23 protein-coding genes are annotated in these 24534 nt (G+C 60.8%); 10 read left to right on the plus strand and 13 right to left on the minus strand.

From position 1 onward, the window contains the following. Positions 1-38 precede the first annotated feature (38 nt). Positions 39-2987: an HD domain-containing phosphohydrolase gene (locus tag J3P95_RS16985; RefSeq protein WP_434580396.1), complete on the plus strand. Its 2949-nt coding sequence runs from the start codon at positions 39-41 to the stop codon at positions 2985-2987. Here the strand turns inward: J3P95_RS16985 and J3P95_RS16990 are convergent, their stop codons facing one another. Together J3P95_RS16990 and J3P95_RS16995 are read right to left on the minus strand one after the other, a co-directional pair. Continuing rightward, positions 2988-3470, minus strand: a complete 483-nt coding sequence (locus J3P95_RS16990) for a GAF domain-containing protein (RefSeq protein ID WP_434557913.1) — start codon at positions 3468-3470, stop codon at positions 2988-2990. Continuing rightward, complete coding sequence (locus J3P95_RS16995) at positions 3467-4357, minus strand: ATP-binding protein (protein ID WP_434580394.1); 891 nt, start codon at positions 4355-4357, stop codon at positions 3467-3469. Before J3P95_RS16995 ends, J3P95_RS16990 begins: the two co-directional genes overlap by 4 nt. A 162-nt stretch (positions 4358-4519) precedes the next feature. Here J3P95_RS16995 and J3P95_RS17000 point away from each other — a divergent pair, with 162 nt between their 5' ends. Beyond that, the gene (locus J3P95_RS17000; RefSeq protein ID WP_434580392.1) at positions 4520-6841 is read left to right on the plus strand and encodes a response regulator; all 2322 of its coding nucleotides are present in this window, start codon (positions 4520-4522) and stop codon (positions 6839-6841) included. Here J3P95_RS17000 and J3P95_RS17005 read toward each other — a convergent pair. The 3 genes from J3P95_RS17005 to msrB form a co-directional block, all read right to left on the minus strand. Then, positions 6825-7286, minus strand: a complete 462-nt coding sequence (locus J3P95_RS17005) for a MarR family winged helix-turn-helix transcriptional regulator (RefSeq protein ID WP_434557916.1) — start codon at positions 7284-7286, stop codon at positions 6825-6827. The genes J3P95_RS17000 and J3P95_RS17005 overlap by 17 nt on opposite strands. After that, positions 7283-7768 (minus strand): glutathione peroxidase, encoded by a 486-nt coding sequence (locus J3P95_RS17010; protein ID WP_434557917.1) that lies wholly within the window; start codon positions 7766-7768, stop codon positions 7283-7285. The genes J3P95_RS17005 and J3P95_RS17010 overlap by 4 nt, the downstream gene beginning before the upstream one ends. Before the next feature lie 113 nt (positions 7769-7881). Further along, positions 7882-8277 carry a peptide-methionine (R)-S-oxide reductase MsrB gene (gene msrB, locus J3P95_RS17015; protein WP_434557918.1) on the minus strand — a complete coding sequence of 132 codons (396 nt, stop codon included), beginning with the start codon at positions 8275-8277 and terminating at the stop codon, positions 7882-7884. Positions 8278-8497: 220 nt separating this feature from the next. On the opposite strand from msrB, the gene J3P95_RS17020 reads away from it, so the two are divergent. Beyond that, positions 8498-9709, plus strand: coding sequence for a pyridoxal phosphate-dependent aminotransferase (locus tag J3P95_RS17020; RefSeq protein WP_434557919.1), 1212 nt, complete (start codon positions 8498-8500; stop codon positions 9707-9709). Positions 9710-10009: 300 nt separating this feature from the next. Beyond that, on the plus strand, positions 10010-10897 hold the full coding sequence (htpX, locus tag J3P95_RS17025) for a protease HtpX (protein WP_003199411.1): 888 nt from the start codon (positions 10010-10012) through the stop codon (positions 10895-10897). A gap of 81 nt (positions 10898-10978) precedes the next feature. Here htpX and J3P95_RS17030 read toward each other — a convergent pair whose 3' ends face one another. After that, positions 10979-11632 (minus strand): thiopurine S-methyltransferase, encoded by a 654-nt coding sequence (locus J3P95_RS17030; RefSeq protein WP_434580389.1) that lies wholly within the window; start codon positions 11630-11632, stop codon positions 10979-10981. Between the two features lie 104 nt (positions 11633-11736). Here J3P95_RS17030 and J3P95_RS17035 point away from each other — a divergent pair, with 104 nt between their 5' ends. After that, on the plus strand, positions 11737-12504 hold the full coding sequence (locus J3P95_RS17035) for a DODA-type extradiol aromatic ring-opening family dioxygenase (protein WP_434580387.1): 768 nt from the start codon (positions 11737-11739) through the stop codon (positions 12502-12504). Between the two features lie 92 nt (positions 12505-12596). Here the strand turns inward: J3P95_RS17035 and J3P95_RS17040 are convergent, their stop codons facing one another. Then, positions 12597-14270, minus strand: a complete 1674-nt coding sequence (locus tag J3P95_RS17040; protein ID WP_434580385.1) for a DEAD/DEAH box helicase — start codon at positions 14268-14270, stop codon at positions 12597-12599. Between the two features lie 470 nt (positions 14271-14740). Beyond that, entirely contained in the window at positions 14741-15496 is a 756-nt protein-coding gene (locus J3P95_RS17045) for a spermidine synthase (protein WP_434557923.1), read from the minus strand. A 141-nt stretch (positions 15497-15637) separates the two neighbouring features. Here J3P95_RS17045 and J3P95_RS17050 point away from each other — a divergent pair, with 141 nt between their 5' ends. Further along, entirely contained in the window at positions 15638-16984 is a 1347-nt protein-coding gene (locus J3P95_RS17050) for a class II 3-deoxy-7-phosphoheptulonate synthase (RefSeq protein ID WP_434580382.1), read from the plus strand. A 54-nt stretch (positions 16985-17038) separates the two neighbouring features. On the opposite strand, the gene J3P95_RS17055 is transcribed toward J3P95_RS17050, so the two are convergent. Beyond that, a complete protein-coding gene (locus J3P95_RS17055; protein ID WP_434580380.1) occupies positions 17039-18268 on the minus strand; it encodes a winged helix-turn-helix domain-containing protein in 1230 nt (409 codons plus the stop codon). Positions 18269-18332: 64 nt separating this feature from the next. Continuing rightward, positions 18333-18554 (minus strand): DUF1127 domain-containing protein, encoded by a 222-nt coding sequence (locus J3P95_RS17060; protein ID WP_434557926.1) that lies wholly within the window; start codon positions 18552-18554, stop codon positions 18333-18335. A 97-nt stretch (positions 18555-18651) separates the two neighbouring features. Here J3P95_RS17060 and J3P95_RS17065 point away from each other — a divergent pair, with 97 nt between their 5' ends. Next, on the plus strand, positions 18652-19506 hold the full coding sequence (locus J3P95_RS17065; protein ID WP_030141879.1) for a LysR substrate-binding domain-containing protein: 855 nt from the start codon (positions 18652-18654) through the stop codon (positions 19504-19506). Here J3P95_RS17065 and J3P95_RS17070 read toward each other — a convergent pair. Then, positions 19496-20245, minus strand: a complete 750-nt coding sequence (locus J3P95_RS17070) for a sulfite exporter TauE/SafE family protein (protein ID WP_434557927.1) — start codon at positions 20243-20245, stop codon at positions 19496-19498. The two genes, J3P95_RS17065 and J3P95_RS17070, sit on opposite strands and share 11 nt — an antisense overlap. 147 nt (positions 20246-20392) lie before the next feature. On the opposite strand from J3P95_RS17070, the gene J3P95_RS17075 reads away from it, so the two are divergent. Continuing rightward, positions 20393-20854 (plus strand): MarR family winged helix-turn-helix transcriptional regulator, encoded by a 462-nt coding sequence (locus tag J3P95_RS17075; RefSeq protein WP_434557928.1) that lies wholly within the window; start codon positions 20393-20395, stop codon positions 20852-20854. A gap of 335 nt (positions 20855-21189) precedes the next feature. After that, positions 21190-22203 carry an alpha/beta hydrolase gene (locus J3P95_RS17080; protein WP_434580378.1) on the plus strand — a complete coding sequence of 338 codons (1014 nt, stop codon included), beginning with the start codon at positions 21190-21192 and terminating at the stop codon, positions 22201-22203. A gap of 73 nt (positions 22204-22276) precedes the next feature. Here J3P95_RS17080 and J3P95_RS17085 read toward each other — a convergent pair whose 3' ends face one another. Then, positions 22277-22846 (minus strand): elongation factor P, encoded by a 570-nt coding sequence (locus J3P95_RS17085; protein WP_003199385.1) that lies wholly within the window; start codon positions 22844-22846, stop codon positions 22277-22279. Positions 22847-22894: 48 nt separating this feature from the next. After that, positions 22895-24028 carry an elongation factor P maturation arginine rhamnosyltransferase EarP gene (earP, locus tag J3P95_RS17090; RefSeq protein WP_434557931.1) on the minus strand — a complete coding sequence of 378 codons (1134 nt, stop codon included), beginning with the start codon at positions 24026-24028 and terminating at the stop codon, positions 22895-22897. Positions 24029-24149: 121 nt separating this feature from the next. Between earP and J3P95_RS17095 the strand changes: the two genes are divergently transcribed. Beyond that, positions 24150-24533: a hypothetical protein gene (locus tag J3P95_RS17095; RefSeq protein WP_434580376.1), complete on the plus strand. Its 384-nt coding sequence runs from the start codon at positions 24150-24152 to the stop codon at positions 24531-24533. Position 24534: the final 1 nt, after the last annotated feature.

Consider the following 24534-nt stretch of genomic DNA (forward strand, 5'->3'; position numbering starts at 1 on the left):
GCGGGGGGCGATTTCCCCCAACACTTGGAGTGACGGAAATGCCCAGCGCACCGCGTCCGGAAAAACGCAGGTTTCCCCTGCACGTCCATATCAGCGTGATGTTCACGCTGCTCCTGCTGCTGACCGGCGTGGTATTGGGCGTCTTCAACTATCGACAGACCACGCAGATCATCCTGTCCAGCAGTGAAAAGCTGTTCAATCGAATCGAACAGACCGTGCGCCTGGATCTATACGATACTTACGAACCGATCCGCCATTTGCTCGGCCTGCTGGCCGATTACCCAGCAACACGCATGCCCCAGATGTCGCAACGACTGGCCCTGCTCGGTCCTTTCAGCCAGGCACTGCGGGACAATCCGAACCTGGCATCGCTCTACCTGGGCGATCGCGACGGCAATTTCCTGATGGTTCGATCTTTGCGCACCGAAGCCTCTAAAAGCGCCCTGAGAGCACCGGCCAACGCGTTCTACGAGGTGTGGACCGTCGAGCGCCCAGGCGACGCAGGTTCGGTTCACTCCCAGTCGCTGTTCTATGATCAGGCACTGACACTGATCAGCCGCCAGGATCACCTCGACGAAGACTACGATCCACGCAGTCGGGGCTGGTTTCGCAGCGCAATGGACACCACGGAGCAGATCACCACCGAACCCTACGTGTTTTTTTCCAGCCGTAATATCGGCACGACCCTCGCCCGACGCAGCGGCGAGCGAGCGGTCATCGGCGCTGACCTGACCCTGGCCGCGTTGTCCCAGACGCTGGCCAAGCACAAGGTAACGACCGGCACCGAGATCGCCCTGATAGACCCTCAAGGCAACGCCGTGGGATACCCCGACAGCGAGCGACTGGTCACTGACAGCCAGTCGGCACATCTGATCAAGGCGCGTGACTTGCACCCGGCGATCGCCGCCGCGCTCGACAACGACAGTGACATGCCCCGCCTGGAGGCGGCCGGCCGCCAGTGGATCGTCTCCCGCAGCCACATGCAGGAGGGTGGGCCAGAGGGGCTGCAACTGGCTTTGCTGGTGCCGGAGGACGAGTTGCTGGCCGATGCCTATCGCCTGCGCTGGCAAGGCGCGCTGATTACCCTGGCCACCTTGCTGTTGTGCCTGCCTTTGGGCTGGCTGACATCGCGGATTTTGGTCAAGCCGTTGCGCGGGTTGGTAAGGGAAGCCGACGCCATCCGCAGCTTCAACTTCAGTTACCCGGTGTCCCGTCGCTCCCCTGTGCTGGAGGTCGACCAACTGGGCGTTTCGATGGCCCGCATGAAAGAAACCCTGGCGAGTTTTTTCGAGATCACCGCCAGCCTGCGCGCCGAAACCCGTTTCGCCCCACTGCTGGAGCGGGTGCTGTTCGAGACCGTGAAAATCGCCCAGGCCCAGGCCGGCCTGATCTACCTGCGCGAAAACGACGGCGAGCAGATCAAGCCGTACGGAATGGTCATCAATGGAGCGCCTCGGGATCTTCAGGCCTTCGCGCTACAAGGTTATGCATTGGATGCCTCGGACAGCCCGCAGTGGTTCCGGGAACTGGGTGCCGCGCAAACCCTGGTGTCTTCCTTGGGCTTCGAGCAGGCCGCCGACTTGCGTAGCGTGCTGTTGGCACTGGACGCCCCCCGTGTGCACTTGATCGGCATACGCCTGTGCAACCGTCATCAGGAAACCGTCGGCGCGCTAGTGCTATTGATCACTGACACCGGCACCGAAGCCGACCTGGAAAAGCTCCAGCCAGACCGCATCGCTTTCTTGCAGGCGGTCTCGGGCACCGCAACGGTGAGCATCGAAAGCCAGCGCCTGCAAGCCAGGCAAAAGCAATTGCTGGACTCGTTCATCCAACTGCTCGCCGGCGCGATCGATGCCAAAAGCCCCTACACCGGCGGCCACTGCCAGCGAGTACCGGCCCTGACGCTCATGCTCGCCCAGGCGGCTGCCGCCAGCCAGGCACCGGCATTCGAAGGCTACAAGCCGACGGAAGATGAATGGGAGGCGCTGCACATCGCAGCCTGGTTGCACGACTGTGGCAAGGTCACCACGCCCGAGTATGTGGTGGACAAAGCCACCAAGCTGGAAACCTTGAACGATCGTATCCACGAAATTCGCACCCGCTTCGAAGTCCTCAAGCGCGACGCCTGGGTCGACTATTGGCAGGCCCTGGCAACCGGTGGCGAAGCCTCTCTCCTGGCCCAACGACGTGACACCGCCCTAGCCGTCCTCGATGATGACTTCGCCTTCGTTGCACGCTGCAACCTGGGCTCCGAAGCCATGGCGGACGCCGACTTGCAACGCCTGCAACGCATCGCCAAACGCACCTGGACCCGAACCCTGGACGATCGCCTGGGCGTGTCCTGGGAGGAAAACCGGCGCCAGGCCCGCGTGCCGACGCCGACGCTGCCCGTCGCTGAACCGCTGCTGGCGGACAAGCCCGAACATCTGTTCGAACGGCATCCGGCCGAGCTGATTCCGGCCGACAATCCGTGGGGTTTCCAACTCGATGTGCCGACCTGGAAATACAACCGCGGCGAACTCTATAACCTCAGCATTACCCGCGGCACGCTGACACGCGAGGAGCGCTACGTGATCAACCATCACATGGTCCAGACGATCCTGATGCTCAGCCAGTTGCCCTTCCCCAGCCACCTGGAAAATGTCGCGGAAATCGCCGGGGGGCACCACGAGAAGATGGACGGCACCGGCTATCCCAAGCGACTCAAGCGCGAGCAGATGAGCCTGCCGGCTCGAATGATGGCCATCGCCGATATTTTCGAAGCGCTGACGGCAGCCGATCGGCCCTACAAAAAGGCCAAGAAACTGAGTGAAGCCTTGGGCATCATGGCCACGATGTGCCGCGATGCCCATATCGATCCCGAGCTGTTCGGGCTGTTCATCGACGAGCGGATCTACCTGCATTACGCCGAGGCGTTCCTCGACCCACGCCAGATCGACGAAATCGACCCGGACAGTCTGCTGGCCAAGGCAGGATTGAAAAAGTGATCAGCAATCGGTCAAGCGCAGGAATATCGCGGCCAATTGTTCAATGCCGGCCTGGTCATGCTCGGTAAAGCGCGCCAGTTTCGGACTGTCCAGGTCCAGCACGCCGATCAGGCGCCCGTCCTTGACCAGCGGCACCACCAGTTCGCTGTTCGATGCGCTGTCGCAGGCGATGTGCCCGGCGAACGCATGGACATCTTCAACGCGCTGGGTCTGGCGCGTCGCCGCGGCAGTACCGCACACGCCACGGCCAAACGGGATCCGCACGCAGGCAATCTGGCCCTGGAATGGGCCCAGCACCAATTCGTCATTACGATTGAGGTAAAAACCGGCCCAATTCAGATCGTCCAGCTGACTGGACAGGAACGCCGAAAATTGCGCGGCATTGGCAATGAAGTCCCGCTCATCGGCCAGCAGCGATTGCAATTGTGCCGATAACAGCCCGTAGCCTTCGAGACCTTCCCCGCTGCTCGTCAAATCGATCATGCCTTGTGCTCCAGAAGTTTAAGGCCCACCCAATAGCGGGCAAACTGATAGGCGCAACGTCCGTTGCGGTTGCCGCGTCCGGTCGCCCAGCGCACCGCCTGTATATCCAGCGCTTCGTCACGTTGCCAGGCCAGCCCGGCCTTGGCGGCCAGCACACCGATCCAATGCTCTACCACGTCGAGAAAATGTTCCTGGGTAAACGGATAGAACGACAACCACAACCCGAAACGGTCGGACAAGGCGATCTTGTCTTCCACGGCTTCGCTGGGGTGAAGCTCGCCGTCGACCCGCTTCCAGTTCTCGTTGTCGCTTTCCTTTTCGGGCACCAGATGGCGGCGGTTCGAAGTGGCATACAGCAGCACGTTGTCCGGCGCCTGCTCGAGGGAACCGTCAAGCACGCTCTTGAGCACGCGGTAGTCGCCCTCGCCGGATTCGAACGACAGGTCATCGCAGAACAACACGAAGCGCTGCGGCAGTTTCGCCACCTGCTCGACCACCCGGGGCAGATCGGCCAGGTGATCGCGCTCGATCTCGATCAAGCGCAGGCCATGCCCGGCATGTTCGGCCAGCAAGGCGCGCACCAGCGACGATTTGCCGGTGCCACGCGAGCCCCAGAGCAACGCATGGTTGGCCGGCATGCCATCGAGGAACTGTTGGGTGTTGCGGCCCAACTGCTCCACCTGGCGATCCACGCCGATCAGGTCCGACAAACCAATATCGAGACTGACTTCAAGCGGCAGCAGGAAACCGCTGCGCCCGTCGCGTTGCCAACGGGCAGCCAAGGTCTGGGACCAGTCGATGGCGGGTCGTGGAGCGGGCAACAGGGGCTCGATACGGGCCAGCACCGCATCGGCGCGCTCAAGAAAAGCATTCAATCGGACGTCCACGTCTTCTCCTCGGACAAGTTCACGGTAATGATGACGCTTCAGCGACGAAACGACGACGTCAATGGCGGGTCTGTTCAAACACTACACACCCGCGACACCGACATTCAGAGATGATCAGCTATGCTTGACCGGCGAAGGGAAACGTAAGTGGTTCACCATTCAATGGACATCAGGTTCACCCAACGGCTGTCGTACAAGCAGGCCCGACTGACCGTCCTGGTGGGTTTCGTGCTGGGCACCTTGCTGAGCCTGGTGCAGATCGGCATCGATTATGCCAGCGAAGACGCGTCGATCAACCGGGAAATCCTTTCGTTGCTGGAAATCAGCCACAACCCGGCCTCGCGCATCGCCTATAACATCGATGCCGAACTCGCCCAGGAGCTGGCCCTGGGCCTGTTGCGCTCGCCGGCCATCATCGGCGCCGAACTGATCGATAACACCAACACCGTACTGGCAAGCGTCAAACGCCCCGAATTGCAAAGCAGCTACCGGTTCATCAGCGACTTTCTGTTCGGCGCCCAACGCCAGTTCGAGGACCGGCTGTACTTGAGTCATCTGCCCGGCGAGTCCCTGGGTGTGTTGCGACTTGACGTCGACACCTATTCGTTCGGCAGTCGCTTCCTGCGCCGGGCCGAAATCACCTTGCTCAATGGTTTCGCCCGCAGCCTGATCCTGACCGGGCTGTTGCTGGCCCTGTTCTACGTCATGCTGACCAAGCCGCTGGTGCGGGTCATCCGCGAGCTGAGCAGCCGAGACCCCAGCAGCAGCGAACAGACTCCGCTGGAGTGTCCTTCCGGCCACCAGTACGACGAGATCGGCGTACTGGTGTCAGTCGCCAACCAGCAGTTCGAAAACATCTCCACCGAAATCCAGCAGCGGCGCACGGCTGAAAACCGCCTCACCGACTACCTGGCGCAACTGGAAACCATTGTTTCGGCGCGCACCGCCGAACTCAAGGCCATCAATGCCCGCCTCAGCCAGTCCAACGAGGAACTGGAGGTTGCCCGGCGTACCGCCCTGGACATGGCCGACGCGCGCTCGGCGTTCCTGGCCAACATGAGCCACGAGATCCGCACGCCGCTCAACGGCCTGCTGGGAATGATTGCCCTGTCCCTGGACGGCCCGCTTACGGCCGAACAACAGCAACAGCTGTCGATTGCCCATGACTCGGGCAAGGTCCTGGTGGAATTGCTCAACGACATCCTCGACCTGTCCAAATTCGACGCAGGCCAATTGGAGCTCGAGCGCATCCCGTTCGACCTGGGCGCCCTGGTCGAAGACACGGCCAACCTGCTTTCCCAGAATGCCGCCCCGAGCGTCGAGCTGGCGTGCCTGATCGAACCGCAGTTCCCCGCGCAAGTATTAGGTGACCCGACCCGCGTTCGCCAGATCGTCAGCAACCTGCTGTCCAACGCGTTGAAGTTCACTCGGTTCGGCCGGGTAGATGTGCGCTTGAGCCATTACGACGGTGGCGTGCGAATTGAGATCTGCGACACGGGTATCGGCATTCCACAGGAAGCCCAGGCTCGCATCCTGCAGCCGTTCACCCAGGCCGGAGCCGGCATTACCCGTCAATTTGGCGGCACCGGGCTGGGACTGGCACTGACCTACAATCTCTGCGAAGCCATGCAGGGCCGGTTGACGATCAGTTCCGAGGCAGGCTTCGGCAGCCAGTTCTGCGCCGAGCTGCCGCTGCCCTGCCACACCCCTGCGCCTCCCGTCGAATCCTTGCGTGGCAACGTCGTCGCGATTACTACCGCCAGCAGCGGCTTGGCCGAATTGTTGGGCATGCTGTTGCCCGGCTGGGGCTTGGATTATGTACAACGCACGGTGGATGACGGGCTGCTCGGCCTCAATCCGGACATCCTGATCACCGACTGTCCGGAATGCCTGTTCAACTTGCGGCCCACCTTCGACGCCCCTATCCTGCTGGTTACCGCCTACGGCAGCTTCATGCCCAGCGAAGAAGCAACCGCCCTCGCCCCCTTGCTGCAGCAGGCCCGGCCTTTGGCGCGCCATGCGCTTTATCAGATCCTGCGCCGCTCCCTGCAAAGCGAGGCGACCACGATCGATGACGCACAAATCGAGGCGCAGACCCCCTCCCGGCGTGGACGGGTGCTTTTGGTGGAAGACAACCCCGTCAACCAGCTGGTGGCAAAGGGCATGCTGGTGAAGCTGGGGTGCGAAGTGGTCGTCGCGGCCCACGGCGCCGAAGGCCTGGACCAGCTCGAACAGCAGGATTTCGACCTGGTGCTAATGGATTGCAACATGCCGGTCATGGACGGCTACGAAGCCAGCCGGCAGATTCGCCGCAGCGGGCGCTGGCCGAACCTGCCGATTGTCGCCCTGACCGCCAATGCGATGCCTGAAGAGCGCGAACGCTGCCGGGCCGCAGGCATGAGCGATTATTTGTCCAAGCCGTTCCGTCGCGAAGAGTTGGCGGCACTGCTGGATCAGTGGGTGCCCACTACGTCAGCACTTTGATCTGCGCCAGCAGATGGTCCAGGCCGTCGCGCAGCTCACCCACTCGAGCCAGGTCGATCCCGCTATCGCACAGCAAACGGGCCTTGAGCGGACCGACCTGCTCGCGCAGGGCCTTTGCACTCTGGGCCAGGCTCAGATGCATCTCCCGTTCATCACGGGCCGAGCGCTGGCGCTGGACCAGCTTCAGCTGTTCCAAACGCTTGAGCAGCGGCGTCAGCGTGCCGGAATCGAGCAGCAAACGTTCCCCCAACGCCTTCACCGTCGGTTGCTCCGGCGGGTTGTCCTGCCATTCCCACAGCACCAGCATCACCAGGTATTGGGGGTAGGTCAGGCCGAGTTGGTCAAGCATCGGCTTGTAGCTTCGAATCACTGCCCGCGATGCGGCGTACAGCTTGAAGCACAACTGGCTGTCGAGCTTCAGCGAATCGACTGGCAGCGGGTTCATTTGAGCAGGGTTTCGATCTCAGCGGTGAGATCCTGAGGCTTGGTGGTCGGGGCAAAGCGCTTGACCACCTGACCGTCCTTGCCAATCAGGAACTTGGTGAAATTCCACTTGATGCCCTTGGACCCCAGCAGACCCGGCGCCCGCTGCTTGAGCTGGACGAACAGCGGATGAGCGTTGGCACCGTTGACTTCGACCTTCTTGAACAAGGGGAAACTCACGCCGAAGTTGAGCTCGCAAAATTCGGAAATCGCCCCCTCGTTACCCGGTTCCTGCTTGCCGAATTGGTTGCAGGGAAAGCCCAGCACCACCAGCCCTTGGTCCTTGTAGGACTGCCACAACGTCTCAAGGCCCTTGTACTGCGGGGTGAAGCCGCACTGGCTGGCGGTATTGACCACCAGTACCGCCTTGCCGGCGAAATCGGCGAGGGTCTTTTGTTCGCCCTGGATGGTCGTGCAAGGGATGCTCAACAGGTTGTCGGTCATGGGGTGGCTCCAGAAAGAAGTGGGAATCAGGAAGATAGCGAGCAATTAAATTGTGTGCAATTTAATTGCTCCAACCTCTGCTAATGCCCTTCTGGCGAAGGACTGAGCCATTCTTATTCGCGTGGCACGAGATCCAGGCACACCGAGTTGATGCAATACCGCAGGCCGGTAGGCGGCGGACCGTCCGGAAAGACGTGGCCCAGGTGCGCATCGCATTTGGCGCAGACCACTTCGGTGCGGATCATGCCGTGGCTGACATCGCGCACCTCTACCACCGCGCTGCCTTCGAGCGGCGCGTAAAAGCTCGGCCACCCGCAGCCGGAATCGAATTTGGTCTGGGAATCGAACAGCGGTTCGTTGCAGCAAATGCAGTGGTACACACCGTCGGTCTTGGTCGCGTTGTATTTACCGGAGAACGGCCGCTCGGTGCCTTTCAACCGGCAGACGTTGTACTGCTCCGGATCGAGCATCGCACGCCATTCCTCAAGGGTTTTCTGCAACTTTTCCATCGTCCTACCTCGGCAATTGAAAAAGCCCGATCCGACGCTTTTCCGCAGATCGGGCGGCACGTATGATTGCGCCTCGTCAGATGCCAGTCTGGCAGTCACGCCATGCGCATTCAAACGGATTGTGGCGCATCTATCGCGTCAGGCCTGGGCACAGACGCAGGATCCCCAGTACGGTAGTTCATACGCCGCCTGGATCGTTCATTTTCGGGAACACATCGCCATGCAGGTCAGCAAATCGAACAAGCTCGCCAACGTCTGCTACGACATTCGCGGCCCGGTGCTCAAGCACGCCAAGCGCCTGGAAGAGGAAGGCCACCGCATCCTCAAGCTGAACATCGGCAACCCGGCGCCCTTTGGTTTCGAAGCGCCCGATGAGATCCTCCAGGACGTCATCCGCAACCTGCCGACCGCCCAGGGCTACAGCGATTCCAAGGGCTTGTTCAGCGCGCGCAAGGCGGTGATGCAGTACTACCAGCAAAAGCAGGTCGAAGGCATCGGCATCGAGGATATCTACCTGGGCAACGGCGTGTCCGAGCTGATCGTCATGTCCATGCAGGCCCTGCTCAACAACGGCGACGAAGTGCTGGTGCCAGCCCCCGACTACCCGTTGTGGACCGCCGCCGTGAGCCTGTCCGGCGGTAACCCGGTGCATTACCTGTGCGACGAGCAGGCGAACTGGTTCCCTGACCTGGCGGACATCAAGGCCAAGATCACGCCAAACACCAAGGCGCTGGTGATCATCAACCCGAACAACCCGACCGGCGCCGTGTATTCTCGAGAGGTGCTGCTGGGCATGCTGGAGCTGGCCCGCCAGCACAACCTGGTGGTGTTTTCCGACGAGATCTACGACAAGATCCTCTACGACGACGCCGTGCACGTGTGCACCGCCTCCCTGGCGCCGGACCTGCTATGCCTGACCTTCAACGGCTTGTCCAAGTCCTATCGCGTCGCCGGCTTCCGCTCCGGCTGGATCGCCATCTCCGGTCCCAAGCATCACGCCCAGAGCTACATCGAAGGCATCGACATGCTGGCCAACATGCGCTTGTGCGCCAACGTGCCGAGCCAGCACGCGATCCAGACGGCGCTGGGTGGCTACCAGAGCATCAACGACCTGGTCCTGCCCCAGGGCCGGTTGCTGGAACAGCGCAATCGCACCTGGGAACTGCTCAACAACATTCCTGGCGTCAGCTGCGTCAAGCCGATGGGCGCCTTGTATGCGTTCCCACGGATCGACCCGAAGGTCTGCCCGATCCATAACGATGAAAAGTTTGTCCTCGACCTGCTGCTGTCCGAGAAGCTGCTGGTCGTCCAGGGTACGGCGTTCAATTGGCCATGGCCGGATCATTTCCGCGTGGTGACCCTGCCGCGGGTCGATGACCTGGACCAGGCCATTGGCCGCATCGGCAACTTCCTCAAGTCCTACCGCCAGTGACCCGGAGCGCGTGCGAGCGGCCTCGCTCGCACGCTGTTTGATTCAGCAACATATCCGTTCCGCTGGCTTCGGCAGCCCTTCTACACTCAGAGATGCAGAACGGATGGTCGGCCAGGGCCAACGTTCACAGGGCAGCGGCGCCGCATTCCTTTTCCGTAATCACTTTCGGAAAAGTCTTTCAAGCATTTAGGACGCCTGTAGGACACAGTTTGAAATAGTAGGCGAGTTGAATAGCCTGAGGCAGCACCTTATATACCCCGCATAACGCTACATCTTTAGCATGAGGAGATTTCCACCACCATGATGCGCATCCTGCTGTTCTTGGCCACTAACCTGGCGGTCGTGCTGATTGCCAGCATCACCCTGAGCCTTTTCGGCTTCAACGGGTTCATGGCGGCCAACGGGGTTGATCTCAACCTCAATCAGCTGCTGATCTTCTGTGCGGTGTTCGGTTTCGCCGGTTCCCTGTTCTCGCTGTTCATCTCCAAGTGGATGGCGAAGATGAGCACCAGCACCCAGATCATCAGCCAGCCGCGCACTCGCCACGAACAATGGCTGCTGCAAACCGTCGAGCAGCTGTCGCGCGAAGCCGGGATCAAGATGCCGGAAGTCGGGATTTTCCCAGCCTACGAGGCCAACGCCTTCGCCACCGGCTGGAACAAGAACGACGCACTGGTCGCCGTCAGCCAGGGCTTGCTTGAGCGATTCTCGCCCGATGAAGTCAAGGCCGTGCTGGCCCACGAGATCGGCCACGTTGCCAACGGCGACATGGTGACCCTGGCGCTGATCCAGGGCGTGGTAAACACCTTCGTGATGTTCTTCGCCCGCATCATCGGCAACTTCGTCGACAAAGTGATCTTCAAGAACGAAGAAGGCCAGGGTATCGCCTATTACGTGGCGACCATTTTCGCCGAGCTGGTCCTGGGCATCCTCGCCAGCGCCATCGTCATGTGGTTCTCGCGCAAACGCGAATTCCGCGCCGACGACGCCGGAGCACGCCTGGCCGGCACCAGCGCCATGATTGGCGCCCTGCAGCGCCTGCGCGCCGAGCAAGGTCTGCCGGTGCACATGCCCGACACCCTGAATGCCTTTGGTATCAACGGTGGCATCAAGCAGGGCCTGGCTCGCATGTTCATGAGCCACCCGCCGCTGGAAGAGCGTATCGACGCGCTGCGTCGCCGCGGCTGATAGCCAGAGCCTCAAACGAAAGCCCGCAGCGATGCGGGCTTTTTTTTGCTGCTGGTCAGGCGTTGCGAGCAAAGATCCTCATCAGCGACGGGATATGAGATATACCCGCTCCTCCAGACGTTTCACCCCCGCCTGCAAGAACTTCCAGCTTTCTCCCAGCACATCCTGTTCCTGCAAGATCTCCAATTGCCAGGCTGCACCCAGCAACCGCTGTACCTCGTCATGCCCAACGGAAAACGGCGGTCCAGGCATTTCGTCCTGGTTGTAATCAAGCGTAATCAACAGCCCGACGCAGTCCGGCAAAATGCTCTGCAGATGGGCCACGTACCGCTCGCGCATTGGCGCGGGCAAGGCGATCAACGCAGCGCGGTCATACAGCGTCGCGCAATCCGCCACATCCGCCGACGTCAGCGCAAAAAAATCCCCACAGCGAATTTCAATGTCTGCGGCTCGAAACACCTTGAACGCGCCCTCTTCCGTCACGCTCGGCTCAAGCTGCTGCTCGAGGAAAAAATCGCAGACGGCTTTCTCCGAAAGCTCCACGCCCAGCACCGAGCACCCTTGCTGCACCAACCACGGCAAATCCAAGGTCTTGCCGCACAGAGGCACCAGCACCCGAGTTCCCAAGGGCAATCCCAGTTGCGGCCAGAAGCGCTGCAAATAAGGGTTTACTTGCGGCAGGTGAAAACCGATCTGGTTCGCTGACCAACGCTTGTGCCAAAACTCCGGCTCCATGGTATTCGCTCCAAAATATCGATCAAAACAGGTTAAAACTTATATTAGATCTGGATCATCGACCTGACAGAAGATGGCATATCTTAACGCTCAGGAGCACGCCCATGCTGCCCAGCCTGTTTATCTCCCATGGCTCACCCATGCTTGCTCTGGAACCCGGTGAAAGCGGCCCGGCATTGGCTCGCCTGGCCGCGCAACTGCCCAGGCCCAAAGCCATTGTGATTGTCTCGGCGCATTGGGAGAGCGATGAACTGCGGGTCAACGCCAACCCACAGCCGCGCACCTGGCATGATTTCGGTGGGTTTGCGCCAGCCTTGTACGCGGTGCAATATCCTGCGCCCGGAGACCCGGAACTGGCTGCACGCGTGGCCGGCCTGCTTGTTACAGCGCACTTGCCGGCGCGTCTCGACTCGGCGCGGCCATTCGATCACGGCGTCTGGGTGCCGCTCTCCTTGATGTACCCCGCGGCAGATATTCCGGTGATACAGATTTCCCTGCCCAGCCGCCAGGGCCCGATGTTACAAACGCAGGTTGGCCGGGCCCTGGCAAGCCTAAGGGCGCAGGGCATCCTGCTGATCGGCTCCGGTAGCATCACGCATAACCTGCGCGACCTGGACTGGAACGCCGGTTCTGACAGCGTCGAGCCGTGGGCCAAGGCCTTCCGCGATTGGGTGGTCGGACAACTGACGGTCGACGACGAGCCGGTGCTGCACGACTACCGTCGCCAAGCCCCCCACGCCGTACGCAGCCACCCCAGCGACGAACACTTGCTGCCGCTGTATTTTGCCCGAGGGGCCGGTGGAAAGTTCGACGTCGCCCATGAGGGATTCACGATGGGAGCGCTGGGGATGGACATTTATCGGTTCGATTGACCAATAGCCCTGAAGAAACACCAAACGACAGGCAAAAAAATCCCCGAACCAGTCGGGGATTTTTATGCTCGATCAATCAACCCGCAGGCTGATCAATCCTCGCGGTAACGGCGCAGCTTGAGCTGCTTGCCGGCGACACGAGTGTCCTTGAGCTTGGTCAGCAACTTCTCCAGGCCATCTTCCGGCAATTCCACCAGGCTGAAGCTGTCACGCACCTGGATGCGACCGATGGCTTCGCGGGCCAGGCCGCCTTCGTTGAGAATGGCGCCCAGCAGGTTCTTGGCGGCAATGCCGTCACGAGCACCCAGCGCGGTACGGCAGCGAGCACGACCTTCGGCCAGCGGGATCGGCGCGCGACGCTCGCGATCACCACGGTCCGGACGATCACCGGTACGCTCTGGACGATCGCCACGCGGTGCGTTGTTCGGCACCAGCGGACGTTCCTTCTCGATCGCGGCCAGGGTCAGCGCCTGACCATTGGTAGCCTTGCGCAGCAGGGCAGCGGCCAGGGCACGTGGGGTGCAACCGATGTCGGCGGTCAGGCGATCGAGCAGATCACCGTGGGTCGACTCGGCGTCAGCCACCAGCGGCGACAGGCTGTTGGTCAGCTTCTTGATGCGGGCATCGAGAACGGCCTGGGCGTCCGGCAGGCGAACTTCAGCCACCTTCTGCCCGGTGACACGCTCGATCACTTGCAACATGCGGCGTTCACGCGGGGTGACCAGCAGCAGCGCACGGCCTTCGCGACCAGCACGGCCAGTACGGCCGATACGGTGCACGTAGGATTCCGGATCGTACGGCATGTCCACGTTGAACACGTGGGTGATGCGCGGAACGTCCAGGCCACGGGCAGCAACGTCGGTCGCCACAACGATGTCCAGACGGCCATCCTTGAGGGAGTCGATCACGCGCTCACGCTGGTTCTGGGCAATGTCGCCGTTCAGCGCAGCGGCTTTGTAGCCTTTGGCTTCCAAGGCGCTGGCCAGGTCCAGGGTCGCTTGCTTGGTGCGCACGAACATGATCAGGGCGTCGAAGTCTTCCACTTCCAGCAAGCTGAGAACGGCGGAAGTCTTCTGGTCAGCGTGAACCAGCAGGTGAGCCTGTTCGATCGCGGTGACGGTCTGGGTCTTGGTCTGGATCTTCACGTGTTGCGGATCGCGCAGGTGGCGCTCGGCAATGGCACGGATCGATTGCGGCAGGGTGGCCGAGAACAATACCGTCTGGCGAGTTGCCGGCAGGGCCTTGAAGATGACTTCCAGGTCATCCATGAAGCCCAGCTTGAGCATTTCGTCGGCTTCGTCGAGAACCAGGTGGTTCACGGTAGCCAGGACTTTCTCGTCACGACGCAGGTGGTCGCACAGACGACCCGGGGTGGCGACAACGATCTGCGCGCCATTACGGATGGCTTTCAGTTGTGGGCCCATCGGGGCGCCGCCGTAAACGGCCACAACGGTAACGCCAGGCATTTGCTTGGAGTAGGTTTCGAAAGCGGTGGCTACTTGCAGCGCCAACTCACGGGTTGGCGCCAGGATCAGGGCTTGCGGCTCGCGCTTGGCAGGATCGATGCGATGCAGGATCGGCAGGGCGAACGCAGCGGTTTTACCTGTACCGGTTTGCGCCTGGCCAATCATGTCATGGCCGGCCATGATGATCGGGATCGATTGCTGCTGAATCGCCGAAGGTTCTTCGTAGCCGGTCGCAATGACGGCTGCCAGAATGTTCGGGTTGAGATTAAAAGCGGCGAAGCCGCCGGTTTCCTGGGTCATGGGTCTGCCTCTAAGTGCATCCGCAAAGACCCATGCTCCAAAGCTGCGCATGCCGTGTTGAGACTCAAGAGTCGCCCTGGCTGCTTTGTCGGCGGGGATTTGCGAAAACGAATGAATGAATAAAGAACGTCTTGGAAGCATCCGTTGTGCGGACATGCAACCGAAGCTGACTTCGGAGAATTGCGCTACCTTGACGCGGCCCGGCTAAAGGCCGGCGCGCACTATACCGGAATTTGCCCAAAAAGGGAGCTTTTTTTATCGGCAAACCCCGTTATGGGGCTCTCTGCCAAAAGGCCTTGGGCCGCCAGCTAAAACGGTTCATCTCCAGACGGCTTGGCCCTTGTGGCGAGGGAGCTTGCTCCCGCTCGGCTGCGAAGCAGACGCTTGGGTTGATATCTGAAATCGAAGGGGGCCGCTTCGCGACCCAGCGGGAGCAAGCTCCCTCGCCACAGGGGAACTGCTTTGCCTGATCAGGTCGCCGGGCGAATGGCCTTGATCAATGAATGCAATGAATAACCCAATCGCGGCGCCAGCCCTTCGGCTCGGGATATCAGTGCGTCCATATCCAGTTCCTGATCCAGATCCGCCGGGACGATCAGGATCACGTTGCCCTCCTTCACCGGTAATTCCCAATAGTGCCGATGGTACAGGCCGCGCAACAGCGCCGCGCCCAGAGGCTTGCCATCGTCGGTGGCCCATTGGTTGATCACCAGCCAGCCGCCCGGATTGAGGCGTTTTTGACAGTTTTCCAGGAAACCCCACGCCAGGTGCCCGACACCGGGACCGACATCGGTATAGAGGTCGACGAAGATCAAGTCCGCCGGCTCCGCTGTTTCGAGCAGCTCCAAGGCATCGCCGACGCGGATGTACAACCGCGGATCGTCATCCAACCCCAGGTATTCGATAGCCAGGCGCGGCACATCGGGCCGCAGCTCGATGGCCTCGACGTCTTCCAATGGCAGGAACTTGAGACACGCCTGGGTCAGCGTACCGGCGCCCAAGCCCAGGAACAGCGCACTCTCCGGCTGCTCGTGACACAACGCACCGATGAGCATGGCGCGGGTGTAGTCATATTCGAGCCAGCTCGGATCGGCCGTGAACACGCAGCTCTGCTCGATGGCATCGCCGAATTCGAGAAACCGGTAGTCGGCCACCTCGAACACGCGAATCATGCCGAACTGGTCATGCACCTCGGCGAGCAAATGCTCGACGCGCTCCTCTGTCATTTCATCTCCTGTGGTTGCCGGGCCGGCTTGAGCCCACGCATACGGGGCAAAAGCGCGATTGTCGGCGAAGCAAGCGGAACAGGTCACGCACTAATTTGCTGATAACATGAGCGTCCGAGCGTAAACCACCTAGAGATCACGATGAGCCAACCCTGGAGCCCTGACAGCTGGCGCGCCCTGCCGATCCAGCAACAACCCCAATACCCTGATGCGGCGCATTTGCTGCGGGTCGAGCAGACCCTGGCCAGCTATCCGCCGCTGGTGTTTGCGGGTGAAGCCCGGGAGTTGCGCCGCCAGTTTGCCGAGGTCACCCAGGGTCGGGCCTTTTTGTTGCAGGGCGGCGACTGCGCCGAAAGCTTCGTCGAGTTCTCGGCAGCCAAGATTCGCGACACCTTCAAGGTGTTGCTGCAAATGGCGATCGTCATGACGTTTGCCGCCGGCTGCCCGGTGGTCAAGGTCGGGCGCATGGCCGGGCAATTCGCCAAGCCGCGCTCGGCCAACGATGAAACGATCGATGGCGTGACACTGCCTGCCTACCGGGGCGACATCGCCAACGGCATCGGCTTCGATGAAAAAAGCCGGGTTCCAGATCCGGAGCGGTTGCTGCAGTCCTACCACCAGTCCACCGCCACCTTGAACCTGCTGCGGGCCTTTGCCCAAGGCGGTTTTGCCGATCTGCACCAGGTGCACAAATGGAACCTGGACTTCATCGCCAACTCGGCCCTGGCGGAAAAATACAGCCACCTGGCCGACCGCATCGATGAAACCCTGGCGTTCATGCGCGCCTGCGGCATGGACAGCTCGCCGCAATTGCGCGAAACCAGTTTCTTCACCGCCCACGAAGCGCTGCTGCTCAATTACGAAGAGGCCTTCGTGCGCCGTGACAGCCTGACCAATGACTATTACGACTGCTCGGCCCACATGTTGTGGATCGGCGACCGTACCCGTCAATTGGACGGCGCCCACGTCGAATTCCTGCGCGGGGTGAACAACCCGATCGGGGTCAAGGTTGGCCCAAGCATGAACCCTGACGACCTGATCCGCCTGATCGATGTGCTCAACCCGGACAACGACCCCGGTCGCTTGAACCTCATCGCGCGGATGGGCGCCAACAAGGTGGCTGAGCACCTGCCACCGCTGTTGCGCGCCGTGCAGCGTGAGGGCAAGCAAGTGCTGTGGAGCTCCGACCCGATGCATGGCAACACCATCAAGGCCAGCAGCGGCTACAAGACCCGGGACTTCGCGCAGATTCTTGGCGAAGTGAAGCAGTTCTTCCAGGTCCATGAAGCCGAAGGCACCTATGCCGGCGGCATTCATATCGAAATGACCGGGCAGAATGTCACCGAATGCATCGGCGGCGCGCGACCGATTACCGAGGACGGCCTGTCGGACCGCTACCACACTCACTGCGATCCACGGATGAACGCCGACCAGTCGCTGGAGTTGGCCTTCTTGATCGCCGAGACGTTGAAGCAGGTCAAGCGCTAGGCGCTTCATTGCCTGTCAAACCGCTATCGCGAGCACGTTCGCGATAGCGCCCGCTCAAGCGCCGCCGACCTGCGTCAAGGCGCTGGCCAATCGAACGCCCTCGTCCCGCCGGCAATTGAGCTGAACCCTCTCCAACCCCAACCAATCGGCCATGCGCCGCACATTCAGCGCCAGCGCCTGCAAGGCCTCTTCGTCCAGCCCAGGCGCTTGCTCGTGCACGGCATGCACCGCGAGGCGACTCAAGGCCCGCTCTGCCCGCAGGTCCAGCCGAGCGGCGATCCGTTCGTTGTGCAGGAACGGCAGTACGTAATAGCCATACACTCGCTTGTGCTCTGGCGTGTAGATTTCCAGGCGATAACGGAAGTCGAACAAGCGCTCGGTGCGGCTGCGCTCCCAGACCAACGAATCGAACGGCGAGAGCAGCGCACTGGATGCCACTTTGCGAGGGATTGTCGCAGTCGGTCGACACCAGGCCGGCTGCTTCCAGTCCTGGACCTGGCAACGCACCAGCTCACCGGTCTCTTCCAGTTCGGCCAGCCGGGCACGGCTCTCGGCCGGACCGAGGCGGAAGTAGTCGCGCAAATCTTTTTCGCTGCCGATGCCCAAGGCATCCACCGCGTGCAGCAGCAAAGCGCGTTGCGCCTGGGCTTCGTCCGGCTGCGGCAACTGCAAAATCGAATCCGGCAGCACCCGCTCCGGCAAGTCATACAGCCGCTCGAAGCCACGCCGCCCCGCCACTGTCACTTCACCTGCCGCAAAGAGCCACTCCAGCGCGTGTTTCTCGGCGCTCCAATCCCACCAGGGACCGGCCTTTTCCTGGCGCGTGGACAAGCTGCCCGCGCCGACCGCACCTTGTTCACGAACCGATTGCAGCACTCGGCGAATCACGTCCTGGCGCTCCTGGCCGAAACGCGCCAGCTGCTGATAAATCCCTTCGCCACGGGCCGCTCGCTCCATGCGCCAGCGCATCAGCGGGTACATCGACATCGGCAGCAGCGACGCTTCGTGACCCCAGTATTCAAATAGCGTGCGGCGACGTCCCTGGCTCCAGGCGGCCTGGTCGAGCAAATCGCGTGGGTAGGGACCAAGGCGTGAGAACAGCGGGAGGTAGTGCGAGCGCACCAGTGCATTGACTGAATCGATTTGCAGCACGCCGAGGCGTTCGATCAAGCGATTGACGTGCGAGGCTTGCACCGAAGCTGGCGGTAACCGCCCATTGAATCCTTGGGCGGCCAACGCCAGACGCCGGGCCTGTTTGAGGGTAAAGGACAGAGTCGCGGGCATGGAGATCTCCTTCTCTGCTCGCAACCTACCTCACCATTAAGCGGTTTGTGTAGGGAAGGATGGCTCATTTGTGCATCGGGTCATCCCAGAATGGCCGAACCACTTCCTTTTCTACATCTGCACGGCTGACGCCGATGTCCTTGAGCGCCTCGTCGCTCATCGAAGCCAGCAATTCGCGCTCGTGGTGCAATTCGTACCAGCGGCTAAACTTGTGCAACAGCGCGCCGAGCGAAAAACCGTGGGACGAGAATTTATCGATCAGTAGATAACCTTTTTGACCTTTCATCGTGATGTCCTCCGTTGGGTATGGCTCTAGTCTCGCGCCAAGGCTAAGATCAATCCAACGAATGTTTCTTATGCAATACATCTCGGAGATTGATCAATTGTCGAGTTACCCGAGCATCGACACGGAAGTGCTGCGTACCTTCGTCGCCATCGCCGACCAGGGCGGCTTTACCCGCGCCGGTGAGCTGGTCAACCGCACGCAGTCCGCCGTCAGCATGCAGATGAAGCGCCTGGAGGAAGACGTGTTGCAGCGCCGCCTGTTCGAGCGCGACGGGCGCCAGGTCAAGCTCACCGCTGAAGGCCAGGTCTTGTTGGGTTATGCCCGGCGGATCCTCAAGCTGCACAGCGAAGTGTTCAATACCCTGCGCGAACCGCACATGGTTGGTACCGTGCGCATCGGCACGCCGGACGATTACGTCATGCGCTTCCTGCCCGGGATCCTGCAACGCTTCGCCCAGTTCTATCCGCTGATCGAGATCGAAGTGCACTGCGAATCGTCCAAGCAGTTGTTGCTGCGCCAGGACCTCGACCTGTCCATCGTCACCCGCAAGCCAGGCGATGAAATTGGCCAGTTGCTGCGCAAGGAGCGTTTTGTCTGGGCCGAAGCCGCTTGCTTCAATGTCCATGAACAAACACCGCTGCCGCTGGCGATGTTCAACAGTGATTGTTTCTGTCGACAATGGGCCTGCAACGCGCTGGATGCCATGGGCCGCGATTATCGCGTGGCTTACAACAGCTCGAGCCTTTCCGCGCTCATGGCGGTGGTCGGCGCGGGCCTGGCGATCACCGCGCAATTGGAAAGCCTGCTGACACCTGACATGCGGGTCCTCGGCGAGGCCGAAAACCTGCCGGAGCTGCCCGAAGCCAGCATCATGCTGATCCGCAACCTGCACAATCCGTCGCCGATCACTGAATGCCTGGCCGAGCACATCGTCGAAGGCTTCAAACTTTAAACAAGAGCAACACCGCGCACAGCACCAGGAAACCGCAGAACAGCCCACGCAGCAATCGCTCTGGCAAGGCGTGGGCGACCTTGACGCCCCAACTGATGCTCATCAACCCGCCGACTGCCAGCGGCAGGCCGATCGACCAGTCCACCTCATGGTGAAACGCATAGGTGGCGAGCGTCACGCCCGTGCTCGGCAGCGCCAGAGACAAGGACAAGCCCTGGGCGACCACTTGGCTTGTACCGAATACGCTGGTAAGAATCGGCGTGGCGACAACGGCCCCGCCAACGCCGAACAGCCCGCCCATTGTCCCCGACGCTGCTCCTAGCACACCAAGCCATGGCCAGCCATGACGCATCTGTGCCGAAGCCGGCGCCGTCGCGGCGAACATTCGGATAAGGTTGTAGGCTGCCAGAACAATCAGGAACACCACGAAGCCAATCCGCATGCTTTCTGCATCAACGCCTACGGCCCAGAGGGAACCGAGCCACGCGAAGCAGAACCCCATGGAGGCCAACGGCAAGACATGGCGCAATTCGATGCGATTGCGTTGGTGGTAACGCCACAGCGCCAGCATCACGTTCGGGACCACCATCACCAATGCCGTGCCTTGGGCGATCTGCTGGTCCAGGCCGAACCATACCCCCAACACCGGAATCGCGATCAAGCCGCCACCAATGCCGAATAATCCTCCCAAGGTGCCCAGCGCAGCGCCCAGCAGCAAATACAGCACGACCTCGATCACAGACGATTCCCCCTTTAATCAGGGCGCCTATCCTACGCAGTTGGCGACAACGAGGAAACGCAGCGCCTGCTCGGCACGTCAGAATTATCTGGCGCATTAAAGGTTTGGCCGCTAGATTTGTAACGATCATTGATGAAAGGTTTTGCCATGAGCACCCAACGCGATACCCCCGACCCTTGCGAAGCCCTGCTCCTGGATAATCAGGTTTGTTTCGCCCTGCATTCAACCTCACTGTTGATGACCAAGGTCTACAAGCCGCTGCTCCAGGCATTGGGCCTGACTTATCCGCAATACCTGGCGATGATGGTGTTGTGGGAAAAAGACGGTTTGACCGTCGGTGAAATCAGCACGCGCCTGCTCACCGACCCAGGCTCGCTGACGCCGCTGCTCAAACGCCTGGAGGCCGAAGGCCTGTTGAGTCGCACCCGCAGCCGCGAAGACGAACGCGTGGTCATTGTCGAACTCACCGAACAAGGCCGCGCCCTGCAGAAGAAGGCCTTGGACATTCCGCAATGCATCCTCGCCGCCAGTGGCCAGACGCTGGAGCAATTGAAAAAGCTGCAACGTGACCTGCAAGAACTGCGCGGGCATCTGCAAGACAGTCTCTGATCAAAGGCACACCACCAGCCCTCCGCAGAGCGAGCATGCTTGCGGAGGCGCCTGCACCTACCTTCCCGGATTCATGATCCGCCTGCTCAAACACCGCCTTCAAAAAAATTTACCCCGCCTGAACCGCTCTAGATCAAGGCCTCCAAGCCTTTTCAGGTGATGCAATCAGCATTGCTCCGGAAATATATCTTGCGCGCAAATTATTTGCGCATTACATTCTCTTCACACCTGCTTAGCGCGCAAACATTTAGCGCAAAACATGTCGATGCGACTCAGGTTCGCCCTCACTCCAACGCTACTCGCGGCAACGTACTTTTCAACTTAAGGAGATACCCATGAACACGATCAGCAAAGCATTGACCGGCACCCTTCTCGCCCTGAGCGTCAGCAGCGCCTTCGCCGACGGCATCGTCGAACACAACACCCAGGCGTTTCTCGATGCGCTGAATGCCGGGACTGGCAAGCCGCTGGAACAACTGTCGCCCAAGGACGCCCGCGCCGTACTGGTCGGCGCCCAGGCCGGGGTCAAATTGACCCTGCCCAAGGCCGACGTCAGCGAGAAAACCATCCAGGTCGATGGCCAGTCGATCAGCCTGACGATCGTTCGTCCGGCCGGGGTCAAGGGCGAGCTGCCCGTGTTCATGTTCTTCCACGGCGGCGGCTGGGTACTGGGCGACTTCCCGACCCACGAACGGCTGGTCCGTGACTTGGTGGCGGGCTCAGGGGCCGTCGCCGTGTTCGTCAACTACACGCCGTCACCCGAGGCGCATTACCCGGTGGCTATCAACCAGGCCTACGCCGCGACGAAATGGGTGGCTGAGCATGGCAAGGAAATCAACGTCGATGGCAAGCGCCTGGCTGTAGCGGGTAACAGCGTCGGCGGTAACATGGCCGCGGTCGTGGCGCTGATGGCCAAGGACAAGGGTACGCCAGCGATTCGCTTCCAGGCCCTGTTGTGGCCGGTGACCGACGCGAGCTTCGAGACGGCGTCCTACAACCAGTTCGCCGAAGGGCACTTCCTCAGCAAGAACATGATGAAGTGGTTCTGGGACAACTACACCACCGATGCTGGGCAACGCAACGAGATCTACGCCTCGCCGTTGCGGGCGACCACCGCGCAACTCAAGGGCCTGCCGCCGGCGCTGGTACAGACCGCCGAAGCCGACGTGCTGCGCGACGAAGGCGAAGCCTACGCCCGCAAACTGGACGCGGCCGGCGTGCCGGTCACAGCGGTGCGCTACAACGGAATGATTCACGACTATGGTTTGCTCAACGTGGTGAGCCAGGTGCCAGCGGTGCGTTCGGCGATGTTGCAGGCATCCCAGGAGCTCAAGCAGCACCTGAAGTAACAGGAATCAGGTAGAAAGCAGAAATAAAAAAGCCCGACTCAATGGTCGGGCTTTTTCGTACAAAAGACTTCGCTTACTTAGCGCGGCCTTTGTAGGAACCGCCTTCGCGGGTATCGATCTCGATCATGTCGCCGATCTCGATGAAGTCAGCAACCGACAGCTCGGTACCGTTCTTCAGTTTGGCAGGCTTCATCACCTTGCCGGAAGTGTCACCGCGAGCGGAGCCTTCGGTGTAGTCAACCTGACGCACGATGGTGGTCGGCAGTTCTACGGAAACCAGGCGCTCTTCGAAGAACACCGCTTCGCAGACGTCGGTCATGCCTTCTTCGATGAACGGCAGAACGCTTTCGATGTCTTCGGCGTTCAGCTCGTACATGGTGTAGTCAGTGGTGTCCATGAACGTGTAGGTGTCGCCGCTGATGAAGGACAGGGTCGCTTCTTTGCGGTCGAGGATCACATCGTCCAGTTTGTCGTCGGCGCTGTAGACGATCTCGGTCTTGTAACCGGTCAGCAGGTTCTTCAGCTTAGTCTTCATGATCGCGCTGTTACGACCCGACTTGGTGAACTCAGCTTTCTGAACCAGCCAAGGATCGTTTTCGAGACGGATCACGGTCCCGGGTTTCAGTTCTTTACCAGTTTTCATTGCGAATATCCGAATTTGGATGGGATTTACAAAAATCTAGGCCGCGTATCATATCCAATTTCGGTAAAACTTCACCAGCGCCGTGGCAAGATCGGGTCGCGAGGCCTGTTCCAGACACCACGCCTGGGCGTGTTCGGCCAGTTCCTGGCGTTGTTCGCAGAACAATTTCCAATGTTCAGTCATATCCTGGCCGGCATTCCACGCCCGCCAGAGACCGCTGATCGCTTTTTTCGCAGGCCCGCAGAGCCCCTCGGTATACAACCGGAGAAATGCCTCGAGCTTTTCCAGATGGACGTCTTCTTCCTGCTGGTAGATGTGCCAGAGCATTGGCCGGGCGGCCCATTGGGCGCGCACGAAGGAGTCTTCGCCGCGCACGGCGTTGAAGTCGCAACACCATAGCAACTGATCGTACTGATCCTGCCGCATGAATGGCAGAACCTGTACCGTCAGGGCTCCGCGCCGATGCACCGAACCGACCTCAATGCCCTCGTCACCCAGCCAGCGCCGGACATCCGCCAGCACCCGCCCTTCCGGGACCAGCACGTGAAACGCCTCGGGCCCGGCCGCCATTGTGTCGAACCAACTCGCCAGGCCGGTGTTTTCATAGGCAAACAACGAGATCAGGCGCGTATCCGGCGCCCGGTCGACGCCCAACCCTTGCAGGAAAATTCCCTGCGCCGCGTCGTCCTGCTGAAATTGCCGACGACGCTCCAGCAAGCCGGCCTCACGCAGCAGGCCACCGGTGCCCTCTTGGAAGCCGGGAAAAAAGAAATATTTCTGCACGTGCTTGTACTTGACCGACGGCAGGCCGTGACAACCGATCACCCAGTCCTCGGCGCTCAGATAATCCAGATTCATCCACAGCGGCGTTACCTGCCGCTCGGCCATCGCATCCATATAGGCGCTGGGCAACTGGCAGGCGAACGCGGCGATCACCACCTCGGCGGCCTCGGTATCGAGCCAGTCCTTGGGCCAGTGGCGCACCTGCACGCCCTGCTGCCATTGCTCGGAAAGCGTGATGTCAATGGCCGGGCACAGGCGCTCGAAGGCACGTAAGTCATCAACCCATAGGCGCACCGCGCATTGGTGCTCGGCCACCAATTGCCGCGCCAGGCGCCAAGTGACGCCGATGTCGCCAAAGTTATCGACGACGGTGCAAAAAATATCCCAACGCACGGTCATTCCCGACTCCCTGTGGCAAAACCCGATTGTCCCGCATTGCAACGTCGATGCAGAAGAGCCGACGGCGATTAATCTTCATGCGACAATTGCCGCCTATCCCGTGTTCAGCCAGGAAGCAGACATGCCCAATCATTCCTCGTCGCGCCTTACCGCCTTGCAATTGACCGTCAGTATCGCCTTGGGCCTGTGGCTGGGCTTCCTTGCTATCGTGTTGACGGGATGGCTGATGTCGAAGTTTCTGTTCGATGAGCAACTCGCCCCGGTGGCGGCCGCTGTGCAGCAGCTGGCGCAACCACCGGCCGTGCCGCCGGCTGCCGAGCCGCCTGCGCCGATGTTCGAGCAGTACCAGCAGAACCTGCAAAGGAACGAGCAACGCCAGGCGCTCGATCAGGCCCGCAACAATCCGCGCAACCTGTCCAATCCCAAATGCCAGTTCTGGCTGCAGCAGGACCAGAACGCGCCGAGCGAGAAAAGCCGCGCTAACGTCCTGCAATTTTGCGAATGAT

This window comes from Pseudomonas sp. Z5-35 (genome assembly GCF_051131945.1).
Taxonomy (GTDB): domain Bacteria; phylum Pseudomonadota; class Gammaproteobacteria; order Pseudomonadales; family Pseudomonadaceae; genus Aquipseudomonas; species Aquipseudomonas marvdashtae.

What these genes read in the sequence shown, in the direction of transcription:
- J3P95_RS16990 (WP_434557913.1), bottom strand. Translation starts at nt 3,470, where the DNA reads ATGATCGATTTGACGAGCAGCGGGGAAGGTCTCGAAGGCTACGGGCTG.
- htpX (WP_003199411.1), top strand. Translation starts at nt 10,010, where the DNA reads ATGATGCGCATCCTGCTGTTCTTGGCCACTAACCTGGCGGTCGTGCTG.
- J3P95_RS17035 (WP_434580387.1), top strand. Translation starts at nt 11,737, where the DNA reads ATGCTGCCCAGCCTGTTTATCTCCCATGGCTCACCCATGCTTGCTCTG.
- J3P95_RS17030 (WP_434580389.1), bottom strand. Translation starts at nt 11,632, where the DNA reads ATGGAGCCGGAGTTTTGGCACAAGCGTTGGTCAGCGAACCAGATCGGT.
- J3P95_RS17060 (WP_434557926.1), bottom strand. Translation starts at nt 18,554, where the DNA reads ATGAAAGGTCAAAAAGGTTATCTACTGATCGATAAATTCTCGTCCCAC.
- J3P95_RS17080 (WP_434580378.1), top strand. Translation starts at nt 21,190, where the DNA reads ATGAACACGATCAGCAAAGCATTGACCGGCACCCTTCTCGCCCTGAGC.
- J3P95_RS17000 (WP_434580392.1), top strand. Translation starts at nt 4,520, where the DNA reads ATGGACATCAGGTTCACCCAACGGCTGTCGTACAAGCAGGCCCGACTG.
- earP (WP_434557931.1), bottom strand. Translation starts at nt 24,028, where the DNA reads ATGACCGTGCGTTGGGATATTTTTTGCACCGTCGTCGATAACTTTGGC.
- J3P95_RS17085 (WP_003199385.1), bottom strand. Translation starts at nt 22,846, where the DNA reads ATGAAAACTGGTAAAGAACTGAAACCCGGGACCGTGATCCGTCTCGAA.
- J3P95_RS17005 (WP_434557916.1), bottom strand. Translation starts at nt 7,286, where the DNA reads ATGAACCCGCTGCCAGTCGATTCGCTGAAGCTCGACAGCCAGTTGTGC.
- J3P95_RS17055 (WP_434580380.1), bottom strand. Translation starts at nt 18,268, where the DNA reads ATGCCCGCGACTCTGTCCTTTACCCTCAAACAGGCCCGGCGTCTGGCG.
- msrB (WP_434557918.1), bottom strand. Translation starts at nt 8,277, where the DNA reads ATGGAAAAGTTGCAGAAAACCCTTGAGGAATGGCGTGCGATGCTCGAT.
- J3P95_RS17050 (WP_434580382.1), top strand. Translation starts at nt 15,638, where the DNA reads ATGAGCCAACCCTGGAGCCCTGACAGCTGGCGCGCCCTGCCGATCCAG.
- J3P95_RS17040 (WP_434580385.1), bottom strand. Translation starts at nt 14,270, where the DNA reads ATGACCCAGGAAACCGGCGGCTTCGCCGCTTTTAATCTCAACCCGAAC.
- J3P95_RS17095 (WP_434580376.1), top strand. Translation starts at nt 24,150, where the DNA reads ATGCCCAATCATTCCTCGTCGCGCCTTACCGCCTTGCAATTGACCGTC.
- J3P95_RS16985 (WP_434580396.1), top strand. Translation starts at nt 39, where the DNA reads ATGCCCAGCGCACCGCGTCCGGAAAAACGCAGGTTTCCCCTGCACGTC.
- J3P95_RS17045 (WP_434557923.1), bottom strand. Translation starts at nt 15,496, where the DNA reads ATGACAGAGGAGCGCGTCGAGCATTTGCTCGCCGAGGTGCATGACCAG.
- J3P95_RS17020 (WP_434557919.1), top strand. Translation starts at nt 8,498, where the DNA reads ATGCAGGTCAGCAAATCGAACAAGCTCGCCAACGTCTGCTACGACATT.
- J3P95_RS17010 (WP_434557917.1), bottom strand. Translation starts at nt 7,768, where the DNA reads ATGACCGACAACCTGTTGAGCATCCCTTGCACGACCATCCAGGGCGAA.
- J3P95_RS17075 (WP_434557928.1), top strand. Translation starts at nt 20,393, where the DNA reads ATGAGCACCCAACGCGATACCCCCGACCCTTGCGAAGCCCTGCTCCTG.